This window comes from Streptomyces sp. NPDC043853, from assembly GCF_056436025.1.
The window spans coordinates 1-20512 of record NZ_JBWKDJ010000007.1; the positions used below are offsets into that span (position 1 = coordinate 1).

21 protein-coding genes and 4 pseudogenes are annotated in these 20512 nt (G+C 69.2%); 13 read left to right on the forward strand and 12 right to left on the reverse strand.

Annotated features, from left to right (window positions below; all coding sequences use genetic code 11):
- The first annotated feature begins 1321 nt into the window (after positions 1-1321).
- Both AC067U_RS19190 and AC067U_RS19195 read left to right on the forward strand, forming a co-directional pair.
- Positions 1322-1516: a hypothetical protein gene (locus tag AC067U_RS19190; RefSeq protein WP_478830922.1), complete on the forward strand. Its 195-nt coding sequence runs from the start codon at positions 1322-1324 to the stop codon at positions 1514-1516.
- A 55-nt stretch (positions 1517-1571) separates the two neighbouring features.
- Positions 1572-4238: a helicase associated domain-containing protein gene (locus AC067U_RS19195; protein WP_478830923.1), complete on the forward strand. Its 2667-nt coding sequence runs from the start codon at positions 1572-1574 to the stop codon at positions 4236-4238.
- A gap of 396 nt (positions 4239-4634) precedes the next feature.
- Here AC067U_RS19195 and AC067U_RS19200 read toward each other — a convergent pair whose 3' ends face one another.
- The 5 genes and pseudogenes from AC067U_RS19200 to AC067U_RS19220 all read right to left on the reverse strand — a co-directional run.
- A complete protein-coding gene (locus AC067U_RS19200; RefSeq protein ID WP_478830924.1) occupies positions 4635-4901 on the reverse strand; it encodes a WXG100 family type VII secretion target in 267 nt (88 codons plus the stop codon).
- A 99-nt stretch (positions 4902-5000) separates the two neighbouring features.
- Positions 5001-5243, reverse strand: coding sequence for a WXG100 family type VII secretion target (locus AC067U_RS19205; protein ID WP_478830925.1), 243 nt, complete (start codon positions 5241-5243; stop codon positions 5001-5003).
- Between the two features lie 398 nt (positions 5244-5641).
- Positions 5642-6202: a hypothetical protein gene (locus tag AC067U_RS19210; protein ID WP_478830926.1), complete on the reverse strand. Its 561-nt coding sequence runs from the start codon at positions 6200-6202 to the stop codon at positions 5642-5644.
- A 16-nt stretch (positions 6203-6218) separates the two neighbouring features.
- Positions 6219-6698, reverse strand: a complete 480-nt coding sequence (locus AC067U_RS19215) for an SRPBCC family protein (RefSeq protein ID WP_478830927.1) — start codon at positions 6696-6698, stop codon at positions 6219-6221.
- Between the two features lie 209 nt (positions 6699-6907).
- A pseudogene (locus AC067U_RS19220) lies at positions 6908-7225 on the reverse strand (HNH endonuclease family protein); the annotation flags it as partial.
- A gap of 168 nt (positions 7226-7393) precedes the next feature.
- On the opposite strand from AC067U_RS19220, the gene AC067U_RS19225 reads away from it, so the two are divergent.
- The 6 genes from AC067U_RS19225 (at position 7394) to AC067U_RS19250 (ending at position 11178) form a co-directional block, all read left to right on the forward strand.
- Positions 7394-7549, forward strand: a complete 156-nt coding sequence (locus tag AC067U_RS19225; protein WP_478830928.1) for a site-specific integrase — start codon at positions 7394-7396, stop codon at positions 7547-7549.
- Between the two features lie 78 nt (positions 7550-7627).
- Complete coding sequence (locus tag AC067U_RS19230) at positions 7628-8125, forward strand: hypothetical protein (RefSeq protein WP_478830929.1); 498 nt, start codon at positions 7628-7630, stop codon at positions 8123-8125.
- An 8-nt stretch (positions 8126-8133) separates the two neighbouring features.
- On the forward strand, positions 8134-8526 hold the full coding sequence (locus AC067U_RS19235; RefSeq protein WP_478830930.1) for a tyrosine-type recombinase/integrase: 393 nt from the start codon (positions 8134-8136) through the stop codon (positions 8524-8526).
- Positions 8523-9434: a hypothetical protein gene (locus AC067U_RS19240; RefSeq protein ID WP_478830931.1), complete on the forward strand. Its 912-nt coding sequence runs from the start codon at positions 8523-8525 to the stop codon at positions 9432-9434. Before AC067U_RS19235 ends, AC067U_RS19240 begins: the two co-directional genes overlap by 4 nt.
- The gene (locus AC067U_RS19245) at positions 9404-10774 is read left to right on the forward strand and encodes a tyrosine-type recombinase/integrase (RefSeq protein WP_478830932.1); all 1371 of its coding nucleotides are present in this window, start codon (positions 9404-9406) and stop codon (positions 10772-10774) included. Before AC067U_RS19240 ends, AC067U_RS19245 begins: the two co-directional genes overlap by 31 nt.
- Entirely contained in the window at positions 10771-11178 is a 408-nt protein-coding gene (locus AC067U_RS19250; RefSeq protein ID WP_478830933.1) for a DUF6262 family protein, read from the forward strand. Before AC067U_RS19245 ends, AC067U_RS19250 begins: the two co-directional genes overlap by 4 nt.
- Positions 11179-11201: 23 nt before the next feature.
- On the opposite strand, the gene AC067U_RS19255 is transcribed toward AC067U_RS19250, so the two are convergent.
- From AC067U_RS19255 to AC067U_RS19270, 4 genes are all read right to left on the reverse strand, one after another.
- Positions 11202-12623, reverse strand: a complete 1422-nt coding sequence (locus AC067U_RS19255; RefSeq protein WP_478830934.1) for a hypothetical protein — start codon at positions 12621-12623, stop codon at positions 11202-11204.
- A 247-nt stretch (positions 12624-12870) separates the two neighbouring features.
- Positions 12871-14025, reverse strand: a complete 1155-nt coding sequence (locus AC067U_RS19260) for a hypothetical protein (RefSeq protein ID WP_478830935.1) — start codon at positions 14023-14025, stop codon at positions 12871-12873.
- A 65-nt stretch (positions 14026-14090) separates the two neighbouring features.
- Positions 14091-14294 (reverse strand): hypothetical protein, encoded by a 204-nt coding sequence (locus AC067U_RS19265; RefSeq protein WP_478830936.1) that lies wholly within the window; start codon positions 14292-14294, stop codon positions 14091-14093.
- Positions 14295-14414: 120 nt separating this feature from the next.
- The gene (locus tag AC067U_RS19270; protein WP_478830937.1) at positions 14415-14621 is read right to left on the reverse strand and encodes a hypothetical protein; all 207 of its coding nucleotides are present in this window, start codon (positions 14619-14621) and stop codon (positions 14415-14417) included.
- A 233-nt stretch (positions 14622-14854) separates the two neighbouring features.
- On the opposite strand from AC067U_RS19270, the gene AC067U_RS19275 reads away from it, so the two are divergent.
- From AC067U_RS19275 to AC067U_RS19295, 5 genes and pseudogenes are all read left to right on the forward strand, one after another.
- Positions 14855-15634, forward strand: coding sequence for a DsbA family protein (locus AC067U_RS19275; protein WP_478830938.1), 780 nt, complete (start codon positions 14855-14857; stop codon positions 15632-15634).
- A gap of 251 nt (positions 15635-15885) precedes the next feature.
- Positions 15886-16053 carry a hypothetical protein gene (locus AC067U_RS19280; protein ID WP_478830939.1) on the forward strand — a complete coding sequence of 56 codons (168 nt, stop codon included), beginning with the start codon at positions 15886-15888 and terminating at the stop codon, positions 16051-16053.
- A 151-nt stretch (positions 16054-16204) separates the two neighbouring features.
- Positions 16205-16932: pseudogene (locus tag AC067U_RS19285) on the forward strand (IS5 family transposase); the annotation flags it as partial.
- A gap of 64 nt (positions 16933-16996) precedes the next feature.
- Positions 16997-17512 (forward strand): winged helix-turn-helix domain-containing protein, encoded by a 516-nt coding sequence (locus tag AC067U_RS19290; protein ID WP_478830940.1) that lies wholly within the window; start codon positions 16997-16999, stop codon positions 17510-17512.
- Entirely contained in the window at positions 17509-18099 is a 591-nt protein-coding gene (locus AC067U_RS19295) for an IS630 family transposase (RefSeq protein WP_478830941.1), read from the forward strand. The genes AC067U_RS19290 and AC067U_RS19295 overlap by 4 nt, the downstream gene beginning before the upstream one ends.
- Before the next feature lie 1094 nt (positions 18100-19193).
- On the opposite strand, the pseudogene AC067U_RS19300 reads toward AC067U_RS19295, so the two are convergent.
- From AC067U_RS19300 to AC067U_RS19310, 3 genes and pseudogenes are all read right to left on the reverse strand, one after another.
- Positions 19194-19361: pseudogene (locus AC067U_RS19300) on the reverse strand (IS5 family transposase); the annotation flags it as partial.
- A gap of 150 nt (positions 19362-19511) precedes the next feature.
- Positions 19512-20009: an allene oxide cyclase barrel-like domain-containing protein gene (locus tag AC067U_RS19305; RefSeq protein ID WP_478830942.1), complete on the reverse strand. Its 498-nt coding sequence runs from the start codon at positions 20007-20009 to the stop codon at positions 19512-19514.
- A gap of 147 nt (positions 20010-20156) precedes the next feature.
- Positions 20157-20335: pseudogene (locus AC067U_RS19310) on the reverse strand (cobalt ABC transporter ATP-binding protein); the annotation flags it as partial.
- Positions 20336-20512 lie beyond the last annotated feature (177 nt).

Genomic DNA, 20512 nt, shown 5'->3' on the forward strand with positions numbered 1-20512 from the left:
CCCGCGGAGCGGGTCCCCATGCGCTGCGCGCATGGGAGAGAACCGAGGCGCGTTGCGCCTCGGCGGGCTCGCTTGCGAGCCCAGTGCCGGCCCAAGGGCCGGGGTCCGGCGCGTTGCGCCGGACGGTTCGGGACTCCGCTTCGCTCCATCCCGAACAGAGGCTGCTCTGCAGCCTCAAGGGCCCGCGCACAGCGCAGGGCTGACCCCGTGTCACGGGGTCAGCGGCCTTCGGCCGTTGGGGTGTCCGCTCCGCTCCCACCCCCGGGTCCTTCCGGCTTCGCCTCCAGGACTTGCCCGCTAGCTGCGGGGAGGGTGGCTGGAGTGGTTGGCTGTGCGCGGATCGTCGTTCCGACCGGGTCTGAGAAGGCGGAGCCTGCGCGGGGGTACAGGACCCGCCTTCTCCGGGATCAGCTCTCGCCGCGCATCAGCTCCACGATCACTGACCACAAAGCGCGGGCGCTCAGTGCCACAGCAATTCGCTTCGCCATCTCCGCAGCCAGCCGACTCCGGCGAGATGACTTCCGGTCATCACTCATGCCTGTCCTCCTCCCTGTTCGAGGGCCGTCCCGCCCTTCGAGGCGGGACGTCCCTCCCCCCGTCGGAGAGAGCAGACAACTGCCAGCCTAGTCCGGGGTGTTGGTCCTGTGGAAGCCCGGCGTCACGGGGGAGAGCCAGTCACTGCGTTTGGTCGGTTGGCCCTCCGCTTCGCTGCGGTCAACCGACAGCGCTGCCCGCTGTGCAAGCGTCGCCCTGCCTGCACAGCGGGTGGGGCGACGGTCGGTCCGCTGCGCTTCCGGGTGGGGTCCGTCGACTGCGGGCCAGGCCGGCTGCAGGGGCATTCGGGTTGGGCCCTGGTACATGCTGCATCGTGTGATGCAGCATGTACCATTGGCAGAAATAGGTGATGTGGTCTTGGGAGCTTGGGACGGTTATGGGGAATGCGAGGGCCTACCCGGTCTATCGGAATCTGCTCGGCGACGTAGAAGCGGTCATTGCCGTAGCCGAGCTTTTGGTCCGGTGCGGGGATCTGCGGGCTGATGCGACCGTGGACCTGGATGCCGAGCTGTCTCGGGTGGACGACGTGCGGTGTACCGCAGGGCTGTTCCCGCACACCTTGTTCCCGCACACCCTGTTCTGGGGAGGCGATTCCTATCTTCGGGGTCCGGAACTGCCGCAGGACGATGCCGTGCTGGCTTCTCTGCTGCCGCTGACGGTATCGGTAGAGGCGCGGGTTGCAAGCGACCTTCTCATAAGGGCGCCTGGGGTCCTGTCTCGCGCGACCTGGGGGCAGCTCGCATGGATGGCCCTGTCCTGGCCGGCAGTGCCTGAGCTCGACCTCGAACCCGAGCACGCGCGCACCGGCGTCCAAGCATGCTTCAACATCAACGCCAATCACGAGCCCGCCGACGGCCACACCGTCTACGCCCACGTACGCCCCTCCGAGGGCGAACGAGCACAGCACCTCGCCCAACAGATCCGCCACCACATCGTCGGCCCCTCCGAGCACGGCTGGTAACACGCCTCACGAAAGAAGAGCTGCTCCGTAACGGCATCGCGAAAGGCGTTTAGCAGTGATCCAGCTCCGAGAGCATCAGGTAGACCAGAAATCGGCGTTTCGACAATGGGTAGGATTCCCGGCAAGATCACTGGTGCCACCGCAGGGGGCCCGGGGAACGATCGTCTCCGCGACCGGGTCCGGCAAGACGATCACAGCAGCCGCAAGCGCGCTGGAGTCCTTCCCGGACGGCCGGATCCTCGTCACCGTCCCCACCCTGGACCTCCTCGCGCAGACCGCCCAGGCATGGCGGCTGGTGGGCCACCGGGCCCCGATGATCGCTGTCTGCTCCCTGGAGAACGACCCGGTCCTGAACGAGTTGGGGGTGCGCACCACCACCAACCCCATCCAGCTCGCCCTGTGGGCCGCGTCCGGGCCGGTCGTCGTGTTCGCTACGTACGCCACCCTCGTGGACCGCGAGGACCTCGACGCACCCGAGGGCCAGCGCAAGGTCCGCGGGCCCCTGGAGGCCGCACTGGCGGGCGGGGAGCGGCTCTACGGGCAGCGGATGGCGGGCTTCGACCTCGCGATCGTCGACGAGGCTCACAGCACTGCCGGTGATCTCGGGCGGCCGTGGGCGGCCATCCACGACAACGCCAGGATCCCGGCGGACTTCCGGCTCTACCTCACCGCGACCCCGCGGATCCTCGCGGCGGCCTGGCCGCAAAAGGGCACTGGGGGCCAGGAGGTGGAGATCGCGAGCATGGCCGACGACCCGGACGGCACCTACGGGGCCTGGCTGGCCGAGCTCGGGCTGTCCGAGGCGATCGAGCGGGGGATCCTCGCCGGCTTCGAAATCGACGTCCTGGAGATCCACGACCCCTCCCCCGTCCTCGGCGAGTCCGAGGAAGCGCAGCGGGGCCGGCGCCTGGCGCTGCTGCAGGCCGCCCTCCTCGAGCACGCCGCGGCGTACAACCTGCGTACGGTCATGACGTTCCACCAGAAGGTGGAGGAGGCGGCCGCGTTCGCGGAGAAGCTGCCGGAGACGGCCGCCGAGCTGTACGTCACCGACGCCTCCGACGCCGACCTGGCGGCCGCGGAGAAGCTGCCGAAGTCCTCGATCGACGCCGAGTTCTACGAGCTGGAGGCCGGCCGGCACGTCCCGCCGGACCGGGTCTGGTCGGCCTGGCTGTGCGGCGACCACCTCGTCACCGAGCGCCGCGAGGTCCTGCGGCAGTTCGCCAACGGCATCGACGCGAACAACCGGCGCGTGCACCGGGCGTTCCTCGCCTCCGTACGCGTCCTCGGCGAAGGCGTCGACATCACCGGCGAACGGGGCGTGGAGGCGATCTGCTTCGCCGACACCCGTGGCTCCCAGGTCGAAATCGTCCAGAACATCGGCCGGGCCCTCCGACTCAGCAAGGACGGCTCCACCAAGGTCGCGCGGATCATCGTGCCCGTCTTCCTGAAACCGAACGAGGACCCGGCCGACATGGTCGCCAGCTCCAGCTTCCGCCCTCTTGTAGCCGTCCTCCAGGGCCTCCGCAGCCATGACGACCGCCTCGTCGAGCAGCTCGCCTCCCGCGCCCTCACCAGCGGCAAGCGCAAGGTCCACCTCCGGCGCGACGAGGACGGACGGATCATCGGGACCGGCGGCGAAGGTGACGGCAAGGACCAGGAGGACGACACCGACGCGGCCGCGGAGTCGGCGCTGCTGCATTTCTCCAGCCCGCGCGACGCCGCCACAATCGCCGCGTTCCTGCGCACCCGCGTCTACCGACCCGAATCCCTGGTGTGGCTGGAGGGCTACCAGGCCCTCATCCGGTGGCGGGCCGAGAACGAGATCACCGGCCTTCACGCCGTCCCGTACGACACCGAGACCGAGGTCGGCGTCACCAAGGCGTTCCCCCTCGGCCGGTGGGTGCACCAACAGCGCAAAGCCCTGCGCACCGGGGAACTCGAGGACCGGCGCAAGGAACTGCTGGACGCCCCGGAGGCCGGGATGGTCTGGGAGCCGGGCGAGGAGGCGTGGGAGGCCAAGCTCGCCGTGCTGAGGTCCTACCGGAAGGCCACCGGACACCTTGCACCCCGGCAGGACGCCATGTGGGGCGAGGACGACGAGATGGTGCCCATCGGCCAGTACATGGCCAACCTCCGCCGCAAGGGCGCCAAGAACGGACTCGGGAAGAACCAGGACACCGCCACGACCCGGGCCGCGCAGCTCGCCGCGATCGACAAGGACTGGAACTGCCCCTGGCCACTCGACTGGCAGCGCCACCACCGCGTCCTGGCAGACCTGGTCGACGCCGACGGCCAGCTGCCCGACATCGCCCCCGGCATGCTGATGGACGGCGACGACATCGGCCGGTGGCTCCAGCAGCAGAAGCAGCCGGCCACCTGGGCGCGGCTGCTGCCCGAACAGCAGGCACGGCTGACCGCACTGGGCGTAGGACCCGCCCAGGCGCCGCCTCCGGCCCCGGCGGCCGGGCGTGCGGCGAAGGGACCGAGCAAGGCGCAGCAGGCGTTCCAGCGGGGCCTGGCAGCCCTCGCGCAGTGGGTCGAGCGGGAAGGCGCCCACCGGCCGGTACCCCGCTCCCATGGCGAGGAGGTCACGGTCGAGGGCGAAGCGGAGCCGGTTGTGGTGAAGCTAGGGGTGTGGGTCTCGAACACCAAGTCCCGGCGCGACAAGCTCACCGCCGACCAGCTCGCCGCCCTCGCGCAGCTGGGGGTGGACTGGGCGTAACAGGTTGCCCGGCTCGTCGTTGAGCGGGGAGGTCAGCGAAGTGAAGGCCCCGGGACGTCATCACCCCTGGGGCTTCCGCCCCGGCAGTCTCCCTGCGCTTTCCTGGCGAGCCCGCTCCTCGTCGTCCTCCAGCAGGGTCGTCACCCCGCCCTGCGGGCACCCGCGCGAAGGCCACCGGCTTCGAAGTGGCAGCGCCTGGTTCGGCTACAGCACCATCAGCACCCGCTCCCGAACCCCCATGCCACCACTCAGCGCACACCCCTGACCGAACCTGCCCGTCGTCACGCAACGTCACAGATCAGGGATCTGAACACAGCTACCCGGCTTGAGCGCGCGGTGATCGCGGTGTGTGCCTGGCGCGGCGGTGCCAGCGGGCAGCCCACTGGGCGATCAGTCTCACGTACCGGCGTTCTTCTTCTCCGCGGTCATCACTGCCCCGAGCTTGTGCTGGGTGTCACGGAGAATCTGGTGCAGTTCCGTCGTGGATTTGCCCCAGTCAAGCTCGACGCGCTGCCAGAGCTCAGACGCCTCGCCTTCGTAGGCCCTGGCGAGCTTGTGGAGGAGGGACGTCACGGCGTCGAGCTCCATCCGCAGCCCCTGGGCTGTGGTCTGGAAGTCGGCCTGGGTGGACTGCAGCTGTGCGTAGGTGACTCGGATGGTCATCGGTTTCCCCTGGGTGTCTGGACGGCGGGTGATGTCAGCCGAGCCGGCTGATGATGTCGGAGATGCTGGACTGCGTGTCCAGCTCCGGTCGGCTGTAAGTCACGCCGGCCGCTCCAGGTGCTCACTGACCGTGGTGAGGCACTGGTGAACCCTCTGGCTGTTGGCGTGGATCTGCTCGGCGAGGCTGTGGAACGCAGTGGCGGAGTCGCCCTCCCACAGGTCTCCGATGCCGTGAACCGAGCCCTGCAGGTGAGCGAACATGCCCTTGATGGTCTGCGAGGACACGTCCAGCTTCCGCGCGATGCTGGACAGTTCCTCGCAAGAAAGCGCGTATCCGGCCATTGCCGTCGTCCTCCTGTGCAGGCCGATGGAAGGGCTCGGGACGCCCCAACTTCCCGGCCCGGCGCCGAAAGGCACCAAGGAGACCCTATTCCGGCAGAAACCTCCTGCTCCAACCATGATCACCCGTTCGGCATGGATACCAGCCTTTCGCGTGACCGTGCGGGCGCCCGTCATGAGAGAGGCGGCTCCCGGGCCGGCCCGGCCCCGCCTGCTTTTCGCTGTTGGGCCGGAAGGCCGGCCCGTGCGCGCGATCCGCCAACGGTGCCCCGGCCCGCTCGCCGGCTGGGGAGTTCATCCGGACGGATCGGCCGGGTTCGCAGGCCGGCCAGGACAGCTCCGCGTACGGGCTTCCGGTCTTCACGCGCCGGTAGATGGCTTTCACCCGCGTCAGGGCGTCCTCATGCGAGGGCCGAAGAAAGACCGGCGTATCCCCGCGGCGCCCAAGCGCCGCCGCTCGTCAGGCCGGCGCAACAGCCGGTCCACGGCGGCCGCCAGCGCCACGGGTCGCCCGGAGGAAGCAGCACAGCCGCCTCAACGCGTCCGGTCTGGGCCCTGATACCCGGCAGATCGCTGGCCACGACGAGGACGCCAGCCGCCATCGCTTCCAGGAGCCGGTCAGCTGCTGTCGGAGCGTGTCCTTCTCCGCGGCGACGTACATGGCGTGCTCCTGGCCCTGCGGTGCGGTCGAGGCGGACCCAGTCGGGCATCTCGCGCACGAGGGCGTCCGCGCTCGGCCAGGCCGGCGGAACGTGGACTTCGCGGACGGTGTCGATCAGGTCGGGCAAGCGGCCCTCTCGCCGGGCCTGAGCCAGCTGCGCGGAAAGCTTGCGGTACATCGGCGGCGTGTGCGGCAGCACGCCCTCGGCAGCGAGGCGGTACATCACCTGCCTGAGCGTGACCTTCGTGGGCAGCCGCTCGGCAGTCCCGCGCGGGTCGGTGCGCTGGAACAGGCTCAGCATCGAGCCGGTTCTGGGGTCAGGAGGCGGGTGCTGACGCCCGCGCGATCCGGGCGAGGGTCGTGCGCATGCCGTGGCGGTTCACGGCGATCCGGCGCTCAGGGGTGGTGCCGGCAAAGACGGTGCCGAGGAGGTCGGTGAAGCGCGAGCCGCGCCCGGTACGCAGGTCTTCCCAGGTCTCAGTGACGCGAGTGCCCGTCCCTTCAGCGGCGAAGCGATAGCCCCAGCGGGCGATCGGCAGCCCGAAGACCCCAACGTCGAATGTGAACTCTTCGCCGATGCGCGCGGCCGATACTCGGCCCGTTGTGAACCAGACGAACGGTCCACGCCGGTTAAGACCGACGAAGCGCGTGCCGGTGCGCGCAGGAGTCCGTGCCCACACCCGGCGACACTCCGGGCTCCAGCGGCGCATGTCGGGAAGGTGCGCCACCAGCCGATAGACGACCTCGGGCGCGGCGTCCACCACAACGGACTCCTCAAGATGCCGCTGACGCCCCATCGGTGCCCTCCCTGCTACTCCACCCGAGCTTACTCGCGGGTAGGGTACGCGACCTCCAGCCGTCGCGTGTTCTGCCGGCCTGGGAAGCCGATCACGGCGGCTTCCGCCCGACGTCCGCGCGCCCTCCCGCCGCGCCGCCACCCGGCCGCACAAGGAAGGGCCGCCACCCGGGCGGGTGACGGCCCTTGCATACGTCGCTGCGGCCCCCTTTACGGGGCAGGGGTGAACTCCACCTCCGTGCCGCCGCAGCCGGCCGCGATGTCCAGCAGCCGGACCCGCTCCGCCTCATCGGCCGCCAGGCCCCAGCGGAGCTTGGTCGCGGTCCACTCCGCCCCGTACCGGCACAACGCCTCCGGCGACGGCGGAAGCCACTCCGCCGGGTCCTGGTCAGCCTTGCTGCGGTTCGAGCGGGCCGTGACCGCCACCAGCGAGGCCGCCTGGCCCTGGTCGTTGGCGTACGCCTCCCGGCGCGCCGCCGTCCACGCCGAGGCCCCCGAGTCCCACGCCTCCGCCAGCGGCACCATGTGTTATCCGCACCCTGTTTTTGCTGCCGCTGACATCTGTGACGTGGCGTGGTGGACCGTGTCCTTCCTGTGAGCGCTGCGCTATCCGGTATAGCGGAGAGGTGCCGCTGACAGCGATCACAGATGGGGTGATGGTGGCAAGTACGCAGCGGTTGGTCACGGGGGAAAGGTGTGACGTGGACGGTCATCGGCGAGGACTACCGTGTCGCGGTGCCGGTTGAGCAGTACCTGGAGTACCTGAGATCGAGGGACTGCTCACCCAACACCCTCAAGAGCTACGCGCGGGGCCTCGCCCTGTGGTGGTCGTTTCTGGAGCGGCGGGCGTAGGCGTGGGACGCGATTGGAATTACTGAACTCGGCACCTTCGTCGGACAGTTGCGTCGCGGGAGTGTGGCTGAGGATGTGGTGCCGCTCCATGAGGGTACGAAGGCGGCCGACGCGACCGTGGCGAGCCGGGCTCGCGCGGTCATGGGCTTCTACCGCTATCACGCTGCTCGCGGGGTCGAGGTCGCGGGACGGCTGTACGAGACGGTGAAGGCCCGGCCGGGAGGCTACCTGCCGTTCCTGGAGCACGTGGCGCGCAAAACCGGACGGCGTTCGAGCGTGGTCAAGATCCGTGTACGTGCGAAACCGGTGCCGGTGCTGCTGCCCGACCAGATGTCAACGCTCCGCGAGGCGGAGGCGACCTGGAACTCGTCGGGCGCGGTCTGGTCGGGCGAACTGCGATACCGCCTGCTGTGGACCCTGCTGGAGGAGACCGGGCTGCGTCTTGGCGAGGCCCTCGGCCTGCGGCACCGCGACTGGAAGACCGGCACGGGTACGACCGCGCAGTCGAGGTCGTCCACCGTGAGGACCACCCGCACGGCCTACGAGCCAAGAGCGGCCACCGCCGCGTCTTCATAGGCTCGGCTTTGGACCGCCTTTACGGCGACTGGGTCTGGGCCCTGTACGAGGCCGGCGCCGACGTCGAACTGGACGATTGGGACGACGCGTACATCTTCTGCAACGTGCACCGCGGACGCCGGTTCGCGCCGCTCAGGGCGGAGAGCGTCTACAAGCACCTGGCTGCGCGGAAGCAGCAAGTCCCCGGCCTGCCACCGGACATGACACCGCACTGGTACCGGCACACCCATGCCACAGCCCTGCTGCTGTCGGGCGTTCCCATGCACGTGGTCAGCCGACGGCTCGGCCACGCCGACATCCAGACCACGATCAACACGTACGCCCATGTGACCGAGGACGCCGAGCTGCGCGCGTGTGCGGACTGGCAGAAGGTCACGCAAGCCTGGGAAAAGCCGTCATGAAAGCTGAGCCAATCGTTCACCTGGTAGCCGAGACGGCGGCCGTTCCCTCGCCGCGTACTCCGGAACGTGAGCGGCAGGACAAGCGAGACCCGCGCCTGTCCGTGGCCCGGTTCTTCAGCGAGGAGAAGGCGCGGCGCCAGTGGGAGAGTCTGCCGGAGGAGCACCGGCAGGACCATTTCGACTCGGCCAACATGCCAGAGGACTACGGCGAGACTTTCACCAAGCGGACCAGCGACCGGGAGAAGGGCTGGTATTCCCAGGCGATCAGCTTCCGCGGTCTACCCGAGCCCATGATCTGGGAACTGGCCTGGTGCGTCCATCAGCAAGTTGCCGAGGGATACGACATCACCACAGTGCGGTTCCAGGAACTCAGGCGGGGCTTGGTCCTCGCGATCGCGTACGGCGGGCCGCAGGCACGTTCCGCGAGGTCGCTGACGGCACTCTCCCACGAGGAGTGGGCACGCGAAGTGCAGAGTGCGGTCATGCGAACCGACCCGTCACGGAACGCGAGTCTCGTCACGCATGTGCTGAACAGCGTCAAGCATCTCCAGGACCGCCTGGCCCATGCCTACCACGACGGCGAATGGTGGCGGCTGGACGTGTGGAACCCCGGTCTGGATCGGCGCATCCCGCAGCGCGAGCACGAGCCCTGGGGCCGGTCCGTGGCCAACTTCAGCCAGCTCACGACGGACTGGTTCCGGGAGGCCGCGAAGTGGTGGCTGTCGGTGCAGCTGTCAACGGAGCGGTACGTGTGGTCGTCGGTCAAGAGTCGCCTCGACCGCCTGAAGTGGTTCCAGTGGTACATCGACCAGGCCGGCTGCTCCGGCCCTCAGCTCGTCGAATCCCGGATCAGCTCCGGACCTGGTTGCGCGGATTCGTGGACTCCCTCAACAGTCACATCGCGATGACCGGCCCGAACAAGGGCGGCCAGCTCTCCAAGAACAGCCGCCGCAGCACGCTGGTGACCATCGAGGCCTTCTACCGGTGGATGTACGACAACCGTGCCGAGGCCGTCACGGTGCTCGGAGACCGGCGCTGGGGCGGGCTCGGTATGCACCACTGCGTGCTGTTCCGGCTTGAGGACAAGCCACGGCTCACGAACCGGCCACCTGACGACATGGCGCTGGACGACGAGGTGATCAGCAAGATTGCCGCAGGTTCCGAAGTGCTCGCAGCCCCCGCGGCCGGGGGCGGACTCGACGACCGGCAGACCTTCCACGCGCTCATGCTGCTGATTCGGACCGGCCGACGCATGAACGAGGTCCTGATGATGGAGTTTGAACCGTTGCTACCGCTCCTGTCACCGGGCAAGCAGGAGAACAAAGAGGCGGACGGTTTCGTTGCTCGGCTCGCCTATCAGCAGACGAAGATCACCGGTGGTGACCCGCCGACAATCCCGGTCGACCAGGAGATCGTCGACATCATCCGCCTCCAGCAAGAGTGGGCCCGCGAGTTCATCACCGCCCAAGGCGCCCCGGCGGGAACGGACCCGCGCTATCTCTTCTTGCAGACCAAGAACAACCGGCTCGGGAAAAGGCCGTACGCTTCGGCAACCTTCCACAGCCGACTCGGCGCGCTGACCAAGACTCTGGCCATCACCGACAGCGTCGGCCGCCCCGTCACGATCTCCAAGACCCACACTTTCCGGCACACACGGGCGACGGACCTGATCAACGCCGGCGTCCCGATCCACGTCGTCATGCGCTACCTGGGACACATCACCCCGGCCATGACCATGCACTACGCCAAGACCTTGTCAGTGACGGCCGAGCGCGAATTCCTCCGCTACAAGAAGGTCACGGCCGACGGCCGGACCGCCGAGATGAACCCGAGCGACCTCTACGACCTCCTCCACCTCGACCATCGCGCGGACCGAGTGCTGCCCAACGGCTGGTGCATGCTGCCGCCCCGGCAGGTCTGCACCAAGGGCAACGCGTGCCTGACCTGCGACAAGTTCGTCACCGATGCCAGTCACCGGGACGAACTCCAGCACCAACTTGCCCAGACCGAGGCGCTGGTCGCACGCCGCCAGACGCAGTTCACCGCCCGCCATGGAGAGCCGATGGGCGAGGACAACATCTGGCTCGCCGGCCGCCTCGGCGAGACCCGCGCCCTGGCCAAGGTCCTCGTCGCCCTGAACCAGGTCAGCGTCCACGAGGACGGACAGCTCCGGGCGGTGCGCGGAGCCGGCGCGGCCGACCGCCCCGAGCCGTCATCCACGGCCTCACAGAAGGAACCGACCACATGACACCACTGCCCGATCACCTCCGCCAGGCCACCCGCGCCCGCACTCAGGAGGCAGAGAAGCGGGCCCGCACCGCCCTCACCGAGCTGGCCAAGGCGGACAAGCCGGTCACCTTCACCACAGTGGCCCGCCAGGCCGGTGTGAGCACCGACTTCCTCTATCGGAGCCCGGACCTACGCACCCAGATCGAGCGGCACCGTGCCAAGGCCGGGCCGGCTCCAGTTGGGCCCGAAGTCCCTCAGGGCAGCTCATCGACATCGGCGGCCGTCAGGGCGCTCAGCGCCCGCCTCACCCAACAGCGGCAGATCCACCACGAGGAGGTGACGAAGCTCCGCGAGGCCTTGGAAGTCGCGCAGGGCGAGAACCTGGAGCTGCGCCGGCGCCTGGCCCGTCACGAAAACGATTGAGTGATGGTAGCCCTGGGTGAGGGTCAGCCCACGGACGCACTCCAGCCAGCTCCGGCCGCGACGAGCAAGGCGCCCTCGTGCAAGTCGAGGCTACAGGCAGTAGTGGGCTTCCCCACCTGGACGAGCGGGCCGGGCCCCTGGAACGCGCCGGCCTGGAGGCGGAAGGAGTTCGGCTCGGTGCAGCCGACAGTGCGCAGTCGCCAAGGTCCCGAAGAGCTCTTGTCAGTGTTGGGCGGCAGGGCGAGTTGGAGCTGCGCGGCGGCCGGGCGCTCTGTCTGGTATTCGGTGTGTGCCGCCGTCCAGGTGGCCATGACGAGGGCGGCCTGCGCGGGCGTACCGCACACGGGCTGGCTGTCGGTGAGGGAGGAGACGGTTCGTTCGGGAGCCCGGGGCAGCTCGATGATGTCCGGGCGGCCTGCGCGTTCCCTGAGAGCACCGGCGAACCAGCGGGTGAGTTCCGGGCCGCCCTGGCCGGCCCAGGCGCGGATCACGTCACGGAAGGCCGCCTCACGGCGGCGGGCGCCACGCCGCGACCCCGCGGCCAGGATCCCTTCACCCGCTCCCGAGAAGGCGCGGCACAGCTTGAGCACAGGGACGCGATCGGCACGGGCGGCGTAGCGCACCGAGCGGAGCTCCAGCATGGCCTGGTGCAGGAGTGCAGCGGCAGCGTACGCGTCGGAGCCCAGCTCTCCGCTCGGCGGCCGACGCAGACGGTTCGGCCCGCCGGTACGGGGAGGAGTGAGCGCGTCTGCGCGTCGGCCGGCAGCTGACAGGTGCCATGAGCGATCGTCCAGCCGATACTCGCCGCCAGCGGAGCGGAGCCGGCCGCCCGAGCCCAGGGAAATCCCGATCTCCCGGATTCCGGGGTCCAGGATCGCTCCCCGCGTGTCGGAGAGGTCGAAGGCGATGTCAGTGACGTCATCCAGCCACACGTCCAGCAGGGCAGGTGGCGCGGACTCGTCGACAGTGAACTTGCGGTCGGTGACCAACTGGAGATATGCAGTCAGGCGAGTACCGGCCCGCTCTACCTGCAGGTGGCGGACGGACGCCGTCGCCAGATCGTAGTCGGGGACCAGCTCGTCCACGCTCTGGCGAGTGAGCCGGAACTGCGGTGCCATGACATGGCCGAGGGAGTCGCGGCCTGGCATGTGCGGCTTGGCCGGTGGCAGGAGCGATTCGATGTCGTACCCGGCCATCGCCGCCTGCTCTGTCATCCACACACGCCGCCGCTCGCCGAGACCGGCCATCCACTCCAGAACGGTCGTCGCCCGCCTCTCACGTTCACCGGCACGGGACGTGCTCGCAGCCCAGAACAGCGGAAACAGGTTGTTGTCCCACACATCCGATGCCGCGCGAATGGCTTCCCGGTCGAACAGGCGGACGTCTGCCGCAGCCTCCGCCATCTGCTCCAGTGAGCGGTCCAGCAGTGCTGCCAGCACGGACATGGCCGACGCGGAACGCATGGGCGAGCACGGTGCATCGGACGCTGGAGGGGCAGGTATGACCACATCGTGATCGTCGCACATCCTTGGATGCGCTCATGGAAATACGTCAACGGCATGCCGCTGACGTGGTGAGCAGCTTGAGCTCGAGCTCATGTCGTCGCAGGCGCGGATACCATGTGGTCGATGTCCAGCTTGCCTGCGTCGGTCACGGAGACCTCGTCGTAGTAGGACACCCACATACCCCCACTCAGCGCGCAGCCCGGACCGATCCCGGGGTGGTCAACCGCCTCGGCCAGCAGCACCTCCTTGGGTCGGGTACTGCTGGAGAGAGGTTGCCGGGCCCCGCGTGGTTCGTGCGACTGGTGCCCTGCAGGAGCAGCGGTCGTGGGGTGAACCGGGGCGGAAGAAGAAGTGGAGCTGGAAAGAGCCGGGTCGGGCTGAGGACCCGGAGGGGCTTCCTGCCAGACCATGTCGTCGGTGGTGGCGACGACCGGGTTCTCGCCCAGGGGGGCGGCCGCGGGAAGTTCGTGGTGGCCACGCCGGAAGCGGTGCCGGCGGCGTCGGCGGCGGCGTCGGCCGTGAACGCGGCGCTTCGGACCGCGGCCGCCGCATCCGAACCCGCCGTGGACGCCCGCCTGGCGGCGGCAGCGGCGTTGCCGGCGACTGCCGCCGTCTTGCGCGCGCCAGCGACCGCATCGCGCGCGGTCTGGGCGGCCTGGCGCGCGGCAGTGGCCTGGTCCGCGTTCTTGGGAGCACCCGACTCCAGAGCCTTGGTGGCCTCCCGCCTGACGGCAGCACCGCTGTTGTCCATGACGGGGAACACCGCCGCCCGCAGATCCGTGTCCAATGCCTGGGCGTAACCGTCACGCAGGTAGGCGGAGATCGCCGCATCCCCTGCGGACAAAGCCGCGTCGGCCGACTCGCGGACCGACTTGTCCGCGTAAGGAAGGGCACTGAGGACGGCGAAGCGGTCGTCGTCCGCTTTGGAGACGGGCAACTCATTCGCGAGGAAGGCGGCGACAGCGGCCGGAGGGCCGGCAAGGGCGAGGGCAGCGGCCTCGCGGACCGCCCGCCCACCCGTCTTGTCCGCCCACACGGCCTTGCCCCGATCGGTGTCGGGCAGGCCGTTGCCCGCGGCAGGGTCGCCCTCGGCCGCCGAGGCGGGGCCGGCGGTCAGGGTGAAGATGGACGGCAGGGCGGAGACAGCGGCCGTACCGGCCATGGTGGTGAGCATCCGGCGCCTGCTCCAGAACGAAGGCGAGCTGGGCAACGCCTCAAGCACAGCCTGCCCAAACAGCACCGGGGCCGCGATCAGGCCGAACTCGCCGCCGAGACCCGCCGCTTCTTCTATAGGCGCCAGCGTCAGCCGCACATCGTCCGCGACTACTTCGGCGGCCCGCACGTACGCTACGTCCTGGACGAGAACCCCATGAATTTCTGATCAATACGCCCGGGTGTCACCTGCCCTTATCGGTGCGGGCCGCCCCGGTGGTTCAGCGCCCAGGTCAGCTCGCGGTTGCCTGCACGGGCCGCGTCGAGTTCGGCCTGCGTCTCTTCCAGCTTCGCCGACACCTCGATGTTCGCCTGTTCCAGGCAGGTGGCTTGGCGCCGGACCTCCTCGTGGTCGGCCTGGGCGCCCAGTCCCGACTCACGCCACACGTGCTCGCCCATGAGTTCCGACAGCCTCCTTTCCAGGTGCCGGATCTGCGTGAGGAGCCAGGTGTTACGGGCGTGCGCGTTGGCGAGGTCGGTGTGGAGGGAGGCCAGGCTGACGGGCGGCCACCGGATGTGTCAGCGGCCGGCTGGAGCTCGGCGGCGTGGATCAGCGCGAGCAGGTCGGTGGCGGTAGAGGAAGGTGCGGTCCGCCCCGGCCTGCCGGGCGATGCCGCTCGCGCCGATCGCGGTGCTGTTCTGGGTGGCTTGCTGGATGGCGTTCTTCACGCGTTGGCGGCGGCGGTCACTGCCGGCGCGGCGGCCGTCGACCATGGCGGTGTTCATGCGGTCCTCGTGGTGTGAATGTGAGGTCACCGAGATCGGCTTGGACCCGATCGATCAGCCGGCGCACCCTGCAATGCCTGCTCGAAGGGCTGCTGCCGCCAGTTCCCTGCCTGGACCGGTCGGGCCGGTCACGCGGGGGCTACAGCACTATCCTGCCGTCGGGAAAACCGCAATGCGACTGTCATACCGGCCCCGTAGAGTCCGCCTGTTCACAGGGGAGGGACTCTAGTTCGATGAAGGTCAGCAGAACGGCCCGTGCGGCCATCACCATAGGGCTCGTAGGGATTACCGCTGGATGCGCACGGGGCGGATCCGGGACGGAAGACACAGCCGCGGCAAAGTGGGGCGGGACGACCAGCTACGGATCCGCCGAGCAGCTGCCTGAACGCATGGCTCCGGACGGTACGGCGATAGTGGTCGGGAATCCCGCAGCCCGTTCGACGGTGCAGGTCTATGAGGACCCGCGCTGCCCCGTCGTCGAGGAGTACGAGCAGACCGGCGGCGCAGAACTCCAGGAGCTCCTGCTCGAGGGGGAGATCAAGGCCGAGTACACCCTCGCCTCCTTCAAGGACAACCGGCTCGGCGGCGACGGCTCGAAGCAGGCCGTGAACGCATTGCGCGCCGCGCTGGAGAAGGGGAAGTTCGTCGAATACCACAAGGTGCTCTTCGAGAACCAGCCCGCCGTCGAGAGCAGCGGCGGGTTCACCGCCGAACGTCTGCTCAAGCTTGCCGAGGAAGTCCCCGGACTCCGCGACGAGGCCTTCGACCAGGCCGTCAGGACAATGAAGTACCGCTCGTACGTCACCGCCTCCCAGGAGGCCTACCGGCAGACCGGCGACGATCCGATCGGCCCCGGCACACCCACGATCGTCATCAACGGCCACACCATCGACCGCGGTCTCTACGGCGCCAACTTCGATGGAGACCTGTTCCGCATTCTGGTGACAGACCTCCACGAAAAGCCCTGGACGTGGAACGCGGCCTACAAGCCTCTGAGGGAGAAGGACGCCTGAACACCCACACCCCAGCAGCGCACGGCGCCTGTGGAGGTGATGGCGGAGGGGGGAACGCCCCCACGATCCTTCCCTCCCAGCACGATCCGGGCCCGCCCGGGGTCGCTGCAGAGCACCGTGCGGGTGGCGCTGCCCGACATACGCGCGAGTCGCACGCACGTTCCCGCGCCGGGCCGTGTGAAATGCGAGGTACCGGGGCTGCCGGACAGGGTATGCGGCGGCTCCACCCCGCCTTGCCACCCTGGATACCCATGGGGCGCCACGTACTCCGCCAGGCAGCCGCTGCCGCGCTATCCACCACGGGACAGTTCCTCGCCACCGGGCCGGACGCCCGAGCAGCTCAGCACCAGCCCACCGAGCTGTGCTCGATCGGGCAGACCATCCCCCTCTCGATGAACGCCTTCGGCACGAGTTCCTGAAACCCCAGGCGTACACGGGCGGGGGAGGCTGTTCGCCTCCGGCCGGGAGCCCTGCGCTTCGCTCCGGGCTTCCGCGGGGTCCGCTGCGCTCCCCCTGCGGGTCCCCATCCCCCGCAGCGGGATGGGGACTTGGGGCCTCTGCGGTTGGCTCCGGGGTGGTGGGCGGCGCCGGCATGGGGATCGGGAGGTGCTTGCCGCGATCGTGTTCGTGGCCACGTCCGGCTACACCTGGCAGCAACTGCCCACCGCGTCTTTCGGGCCGTCCGGGGCGACCGCCCACCGACGGTTTTCCGAGTGGTCGAGGGCCCGGGTGTGGGCCAAGCTCCACCGCCTGGTCCTCGACGAACTCGGCGCCCGCGGCGATCTGGACTGGTCCCGCTGCGCCATCGACTCGGTCAACATGAGGGCCTTGAAAAGGGGGACCTGACAGGTCCGAATCCTGTCGACAAGGGCAAGTACGGATCGAAGATCCACTTGATCACCGAACGGACTGGTCTGCCCATATCCATCGGTATTTCCGGGGCAAATCTGCACGGCAGTCAGGCCCTGATCCCACTGGTCAACGGCATACCACCGATCCGCTCCCGCCGGGGACGCCGACACCGAAAGCCCGGCAAGCTCCATGCCGACAAGGGCTACGACTACGCCCACCTGCGGAAATGGTTACGAGGACGCGGCATCACCCACCGCATCGCGCGCCGGGGAATCGAGTCCTCACAGCGACTGGGCCGTCACCGCTGAACCATCGAACGCACGATGTCGTGGCTCGCCGGCTGTCGCCGCCTCCACCGCCGCTACGAGCGCAAGGCCGACCGCTTCCTCGCCTTCACCAGCATCGCCTGCACCCTCATCTGCTACCGCAGAATCCAAATGAGATGACCTCTTACTGATCTTTTCGTAAGTTCGTTGGGTGTGGTGGGTGGATGGGTGAGAGTCTTCTGTCGTGTCGTCTCAACCATCGTCCACGGTTTCTGGGTGGTCTGTTCCTCCTTTGTCGAGGCCGCAGTTGGCGGAGGCTCGGCGAGTCCGTGCGGCCGATTTGTTCGGGCAGGGCCGCTCGAACGCCGAGATCGCGGGGATGGTGGGGGTCCATGCCGAAAGTGTGCGTCGGTGGAGACGCGCATGGGAGAACGGCGGAGCTCAGGCGATGCGGCGGCGGCCGGCATCCGGCCGCCGGCCGAAGTTGGGCGATGCCCAGGTGGAAGAGGTGCGGGCCGCGTTGAAGCGGGGCGCCCAGGCCCACGGCTTCGAGGCCGATCTGTGGACGTTGGAACGGGTCGGTGTGGTGGTCGAGCGTGTGACGGGGGTGTCCCTCTCACGGGCGTCGGTGTGGCGACTGCTGACCGGCCGGCTCGGATGGAGCCTGCAACGGCCCGAGCGGCGGGCGGTTGAGCGGGACGAGTCGGAGATCGCCCGCTGGATCGCGCATGAGTGGCCGCGCATCAAAAAGGGGCCGTGAACACACGTGCCTGGATCGTGTTCCTCGACGAATCAGGCGTCTCGCTCCTCCCGCAGATCCGCCGCACCTACGCGCCCCGGGGCCGCACCCCGCTCTTACGGCACCGCCTGAACTGGAAGCGCGCGTCGATGGCCGGGGCACTGGGCTACCACTCCACCGACCCCGACCGTGGGGCCCGCCTTTGCTTTCACCTCAAGCCCGGCAGCTACGACACCGCCGGGCTCATCAAGGTCCTGGAACAGATGAAGGTCTTCTACCGCGGCGAAAACGTGGTCCTCGTGTGGGACGGCCTGTCCGCTCACTGGAGCCGGGCGATGCGGGCGTGGGTCACCGAACAGGACTGGCTCACCCTGGAGCGATTACCCGCCTACGCTCCCGAGCTGAACCCGGTGGAGCTGCTGTGGTCCTCACTCAAGAAGCGCGAGCTCGCCAACCTCGCCGGCGACCACCTCGCGGACGTCGCCGACGCCACCGAACAAGGCATCCAACGCATCAACACAAACCCCCAACTGCCGTGGTCATTCCTCACCCACACCGGCCTGACCATCCACCCACCACACCCACCGAACTTACGAAAAGATCAGTAGTGACGACCCTTGCCCGCTGCATTGCGGCCCGCTATGGGGCGGGGTCAACTCCACGTCGGCCGCCGCAGCCAGCCGCGATGTCCAGCAGCCGCTCCCGCTCCGCCTCATCCACCGCCAGGCCCCACCGGAGCTTCGTCGCCGTCCACTCCGACCCATACCGGCACAACGCATCCGCCGACGGCGGCAACCACTCCGCCGGATCCTGATCCGCCTTACTGCGGCTCGAACGCGCCGACACCGCCACCAGACTGGCGCCTGCGCCACGCCCCACCACTCCGGCGCCCGTGCGGCACTGCGGCCTGCGCCGTCTCAACGGCGAGCGGCACGACCACCCGGCCCACCAAGCGGCGCCCGGGCCAGCGGCGCGGGGCCGGCTCCCCGACGGGCCTGGACGACTTGGAGGCCTCGTCCGCCGACTCCGTCCATCGGCACCGTGCCCCCTCCGCGGCCGCCGTCCCGGGGCCGGCGATCTTCGGCAGGCCCACCCGTAATGCCGACCACAGCGCGCGCCCAGCCATCCGGCGAGGACAGTTCGGTGTCGTGCCCGTCGGCCAGGGCACGCCACGCGGACCGGCCGCCGCGTCCAGGTGGGCCAGGCATCGGCCGTGCGGGCAGGGGCACGTGGCGGTGCCGCGGACCCAGCCCGCGTGGCGGAGGCAGCAGGCGGTGCGGAGTCCGGAGGGCGGAGAAAAAAGTCTTGGATCCGGCTGGACGGATTTCGCGGGCATGCGCCCAGCCTGTTTCTGTCGCTCCCGACCGGCACCTGGCCGCGCGAACGGATGAGGCAGCAGATCACGACCGCCTGCGGACAGCCGCACCGGTGGCTTCGACCGCGGAGTACGTTCGGAGGTACGGGGTGCGGCCTTGGCCACCGGTCGTCGTGGAACAGTCGGCGGACAAGCTCCGGCGTGCTGGAGGCGGAGGCGGGCGGTCCGGGCTGCGGGCGCGGGAGTTGGCCGGGCGGCTGGGCCTGGAAGCGGTGCCGGCGAAGGTCGCGGGGTGCGGTCGGAGGGGAAGTGGTTGGTGGAGCGGGGCTGGCTGGCCGAGGAGCGGCCCGGGGTGTTCACGCCGAGGCGGGCTGCCGGGTGAGGTTTCGGCTCCGGTGGCGGGGCGAGGCGGCGTCCCATGAGCGTGGTCATCGACCACAGGACGGCGGCTTCGCTGCTTTCGGGCCGGGTCTCGTAGTCCCGGGCAAGGCGCCGCGAGCGCATCAGCCAGCTCAGCGTCCTCTCCACCACCCACCTGCGTGGAAGCACCACGAACCACTCATGTCGTCGGCGCGTTTGACGATCTGAGGGGTGAGCCGCCCTGGACGTCCCCTTGGCACGCACTTCTTTTCGTACGACCGTCTCCAATGGTGCGACGCGAGGGGAGAAGGCCGGATTCCGGGGTGATGCGGACGTCCGGGTCCGTCAGACGAGGTGGATCGTGAAGCGCCTCACGACCTTGGGGGTTGTGGCGATCGTGTCGGAGTGGACCCAGCCGCGAGCCTTCTTGTACTCCCCGGTGCCGCCAGTGATCGCGTTGTCGAAGGGACCCTGGTCGAGGTAGTTGAAGTACACTCCCTCCACGATGAGCTGGCCGCCCGGGAGGATGTAGGTCACGGCGCACTGCTGCGCTTCATCGGCGCCGCCCCGGGTGGTGGTGCAGGCGCCGTGGGTCTCGCCGACCTTGTTGCCCGCCTCGTCGAGGAGGTCCGAGCGGACGACGGCTCGATCGCCCTGCGAGACGCTGCCGGGGGTGACGGGGAAGCGGGTCAGCTGCTGCACCTCGGCCAGGACTGTGATGGTCCGGTCCTTGTCCCCGGCCTGGGCGGAACCGGTGTCCGTCGCGGCGGCCGCGACGGGGGTGCAGGCGAGGAGGGTGACCAGCGTGGCCGTGCCGAGGCAGGCCGCTCTGATGGGGCGCATCATGCGACTCCTGAGGTTGATGTTCGGGAATGACCGGATGGCGAACTTCCATCCGATTCCGTTCGATTCCCTTCATATCCTCGACTCCGCCGCGCCGCGGAGCACCCCGGCACGAACCACCGGCACATCCAGCCGGTCGGACCAAAGTCAGGCGGCGGAGCTCGGCACGAAGCCGAACGGCAGCTCCAGGCGATGCCGGGCCATGAGCTCCTCGTCGGCGACGATCCCGCCCGTCGGCCCGTCGGCCCGTCGGTGGCGATGGCGCCCTCGCTGAGGACGGCCAAGCGCGGGCAGAGCTCCAGGGCGTGCGGCTGGTCGTGGGTGACCCCGGTCGGGCGCTCCCCGGCGTCTCCCGGAGCCACGCTAATAAATGAGCAGCCGCTTATCTGCCGCCCGACCTGCCTCGGCTGCGAACCCTGGTGACCTACCTGCGCGGCGAACTCCGGCCGCGCGGAGCAGGCCCTCGCCGTCGCCGAGGAGCGCGAAGCCCTCGCCGCCCGGCG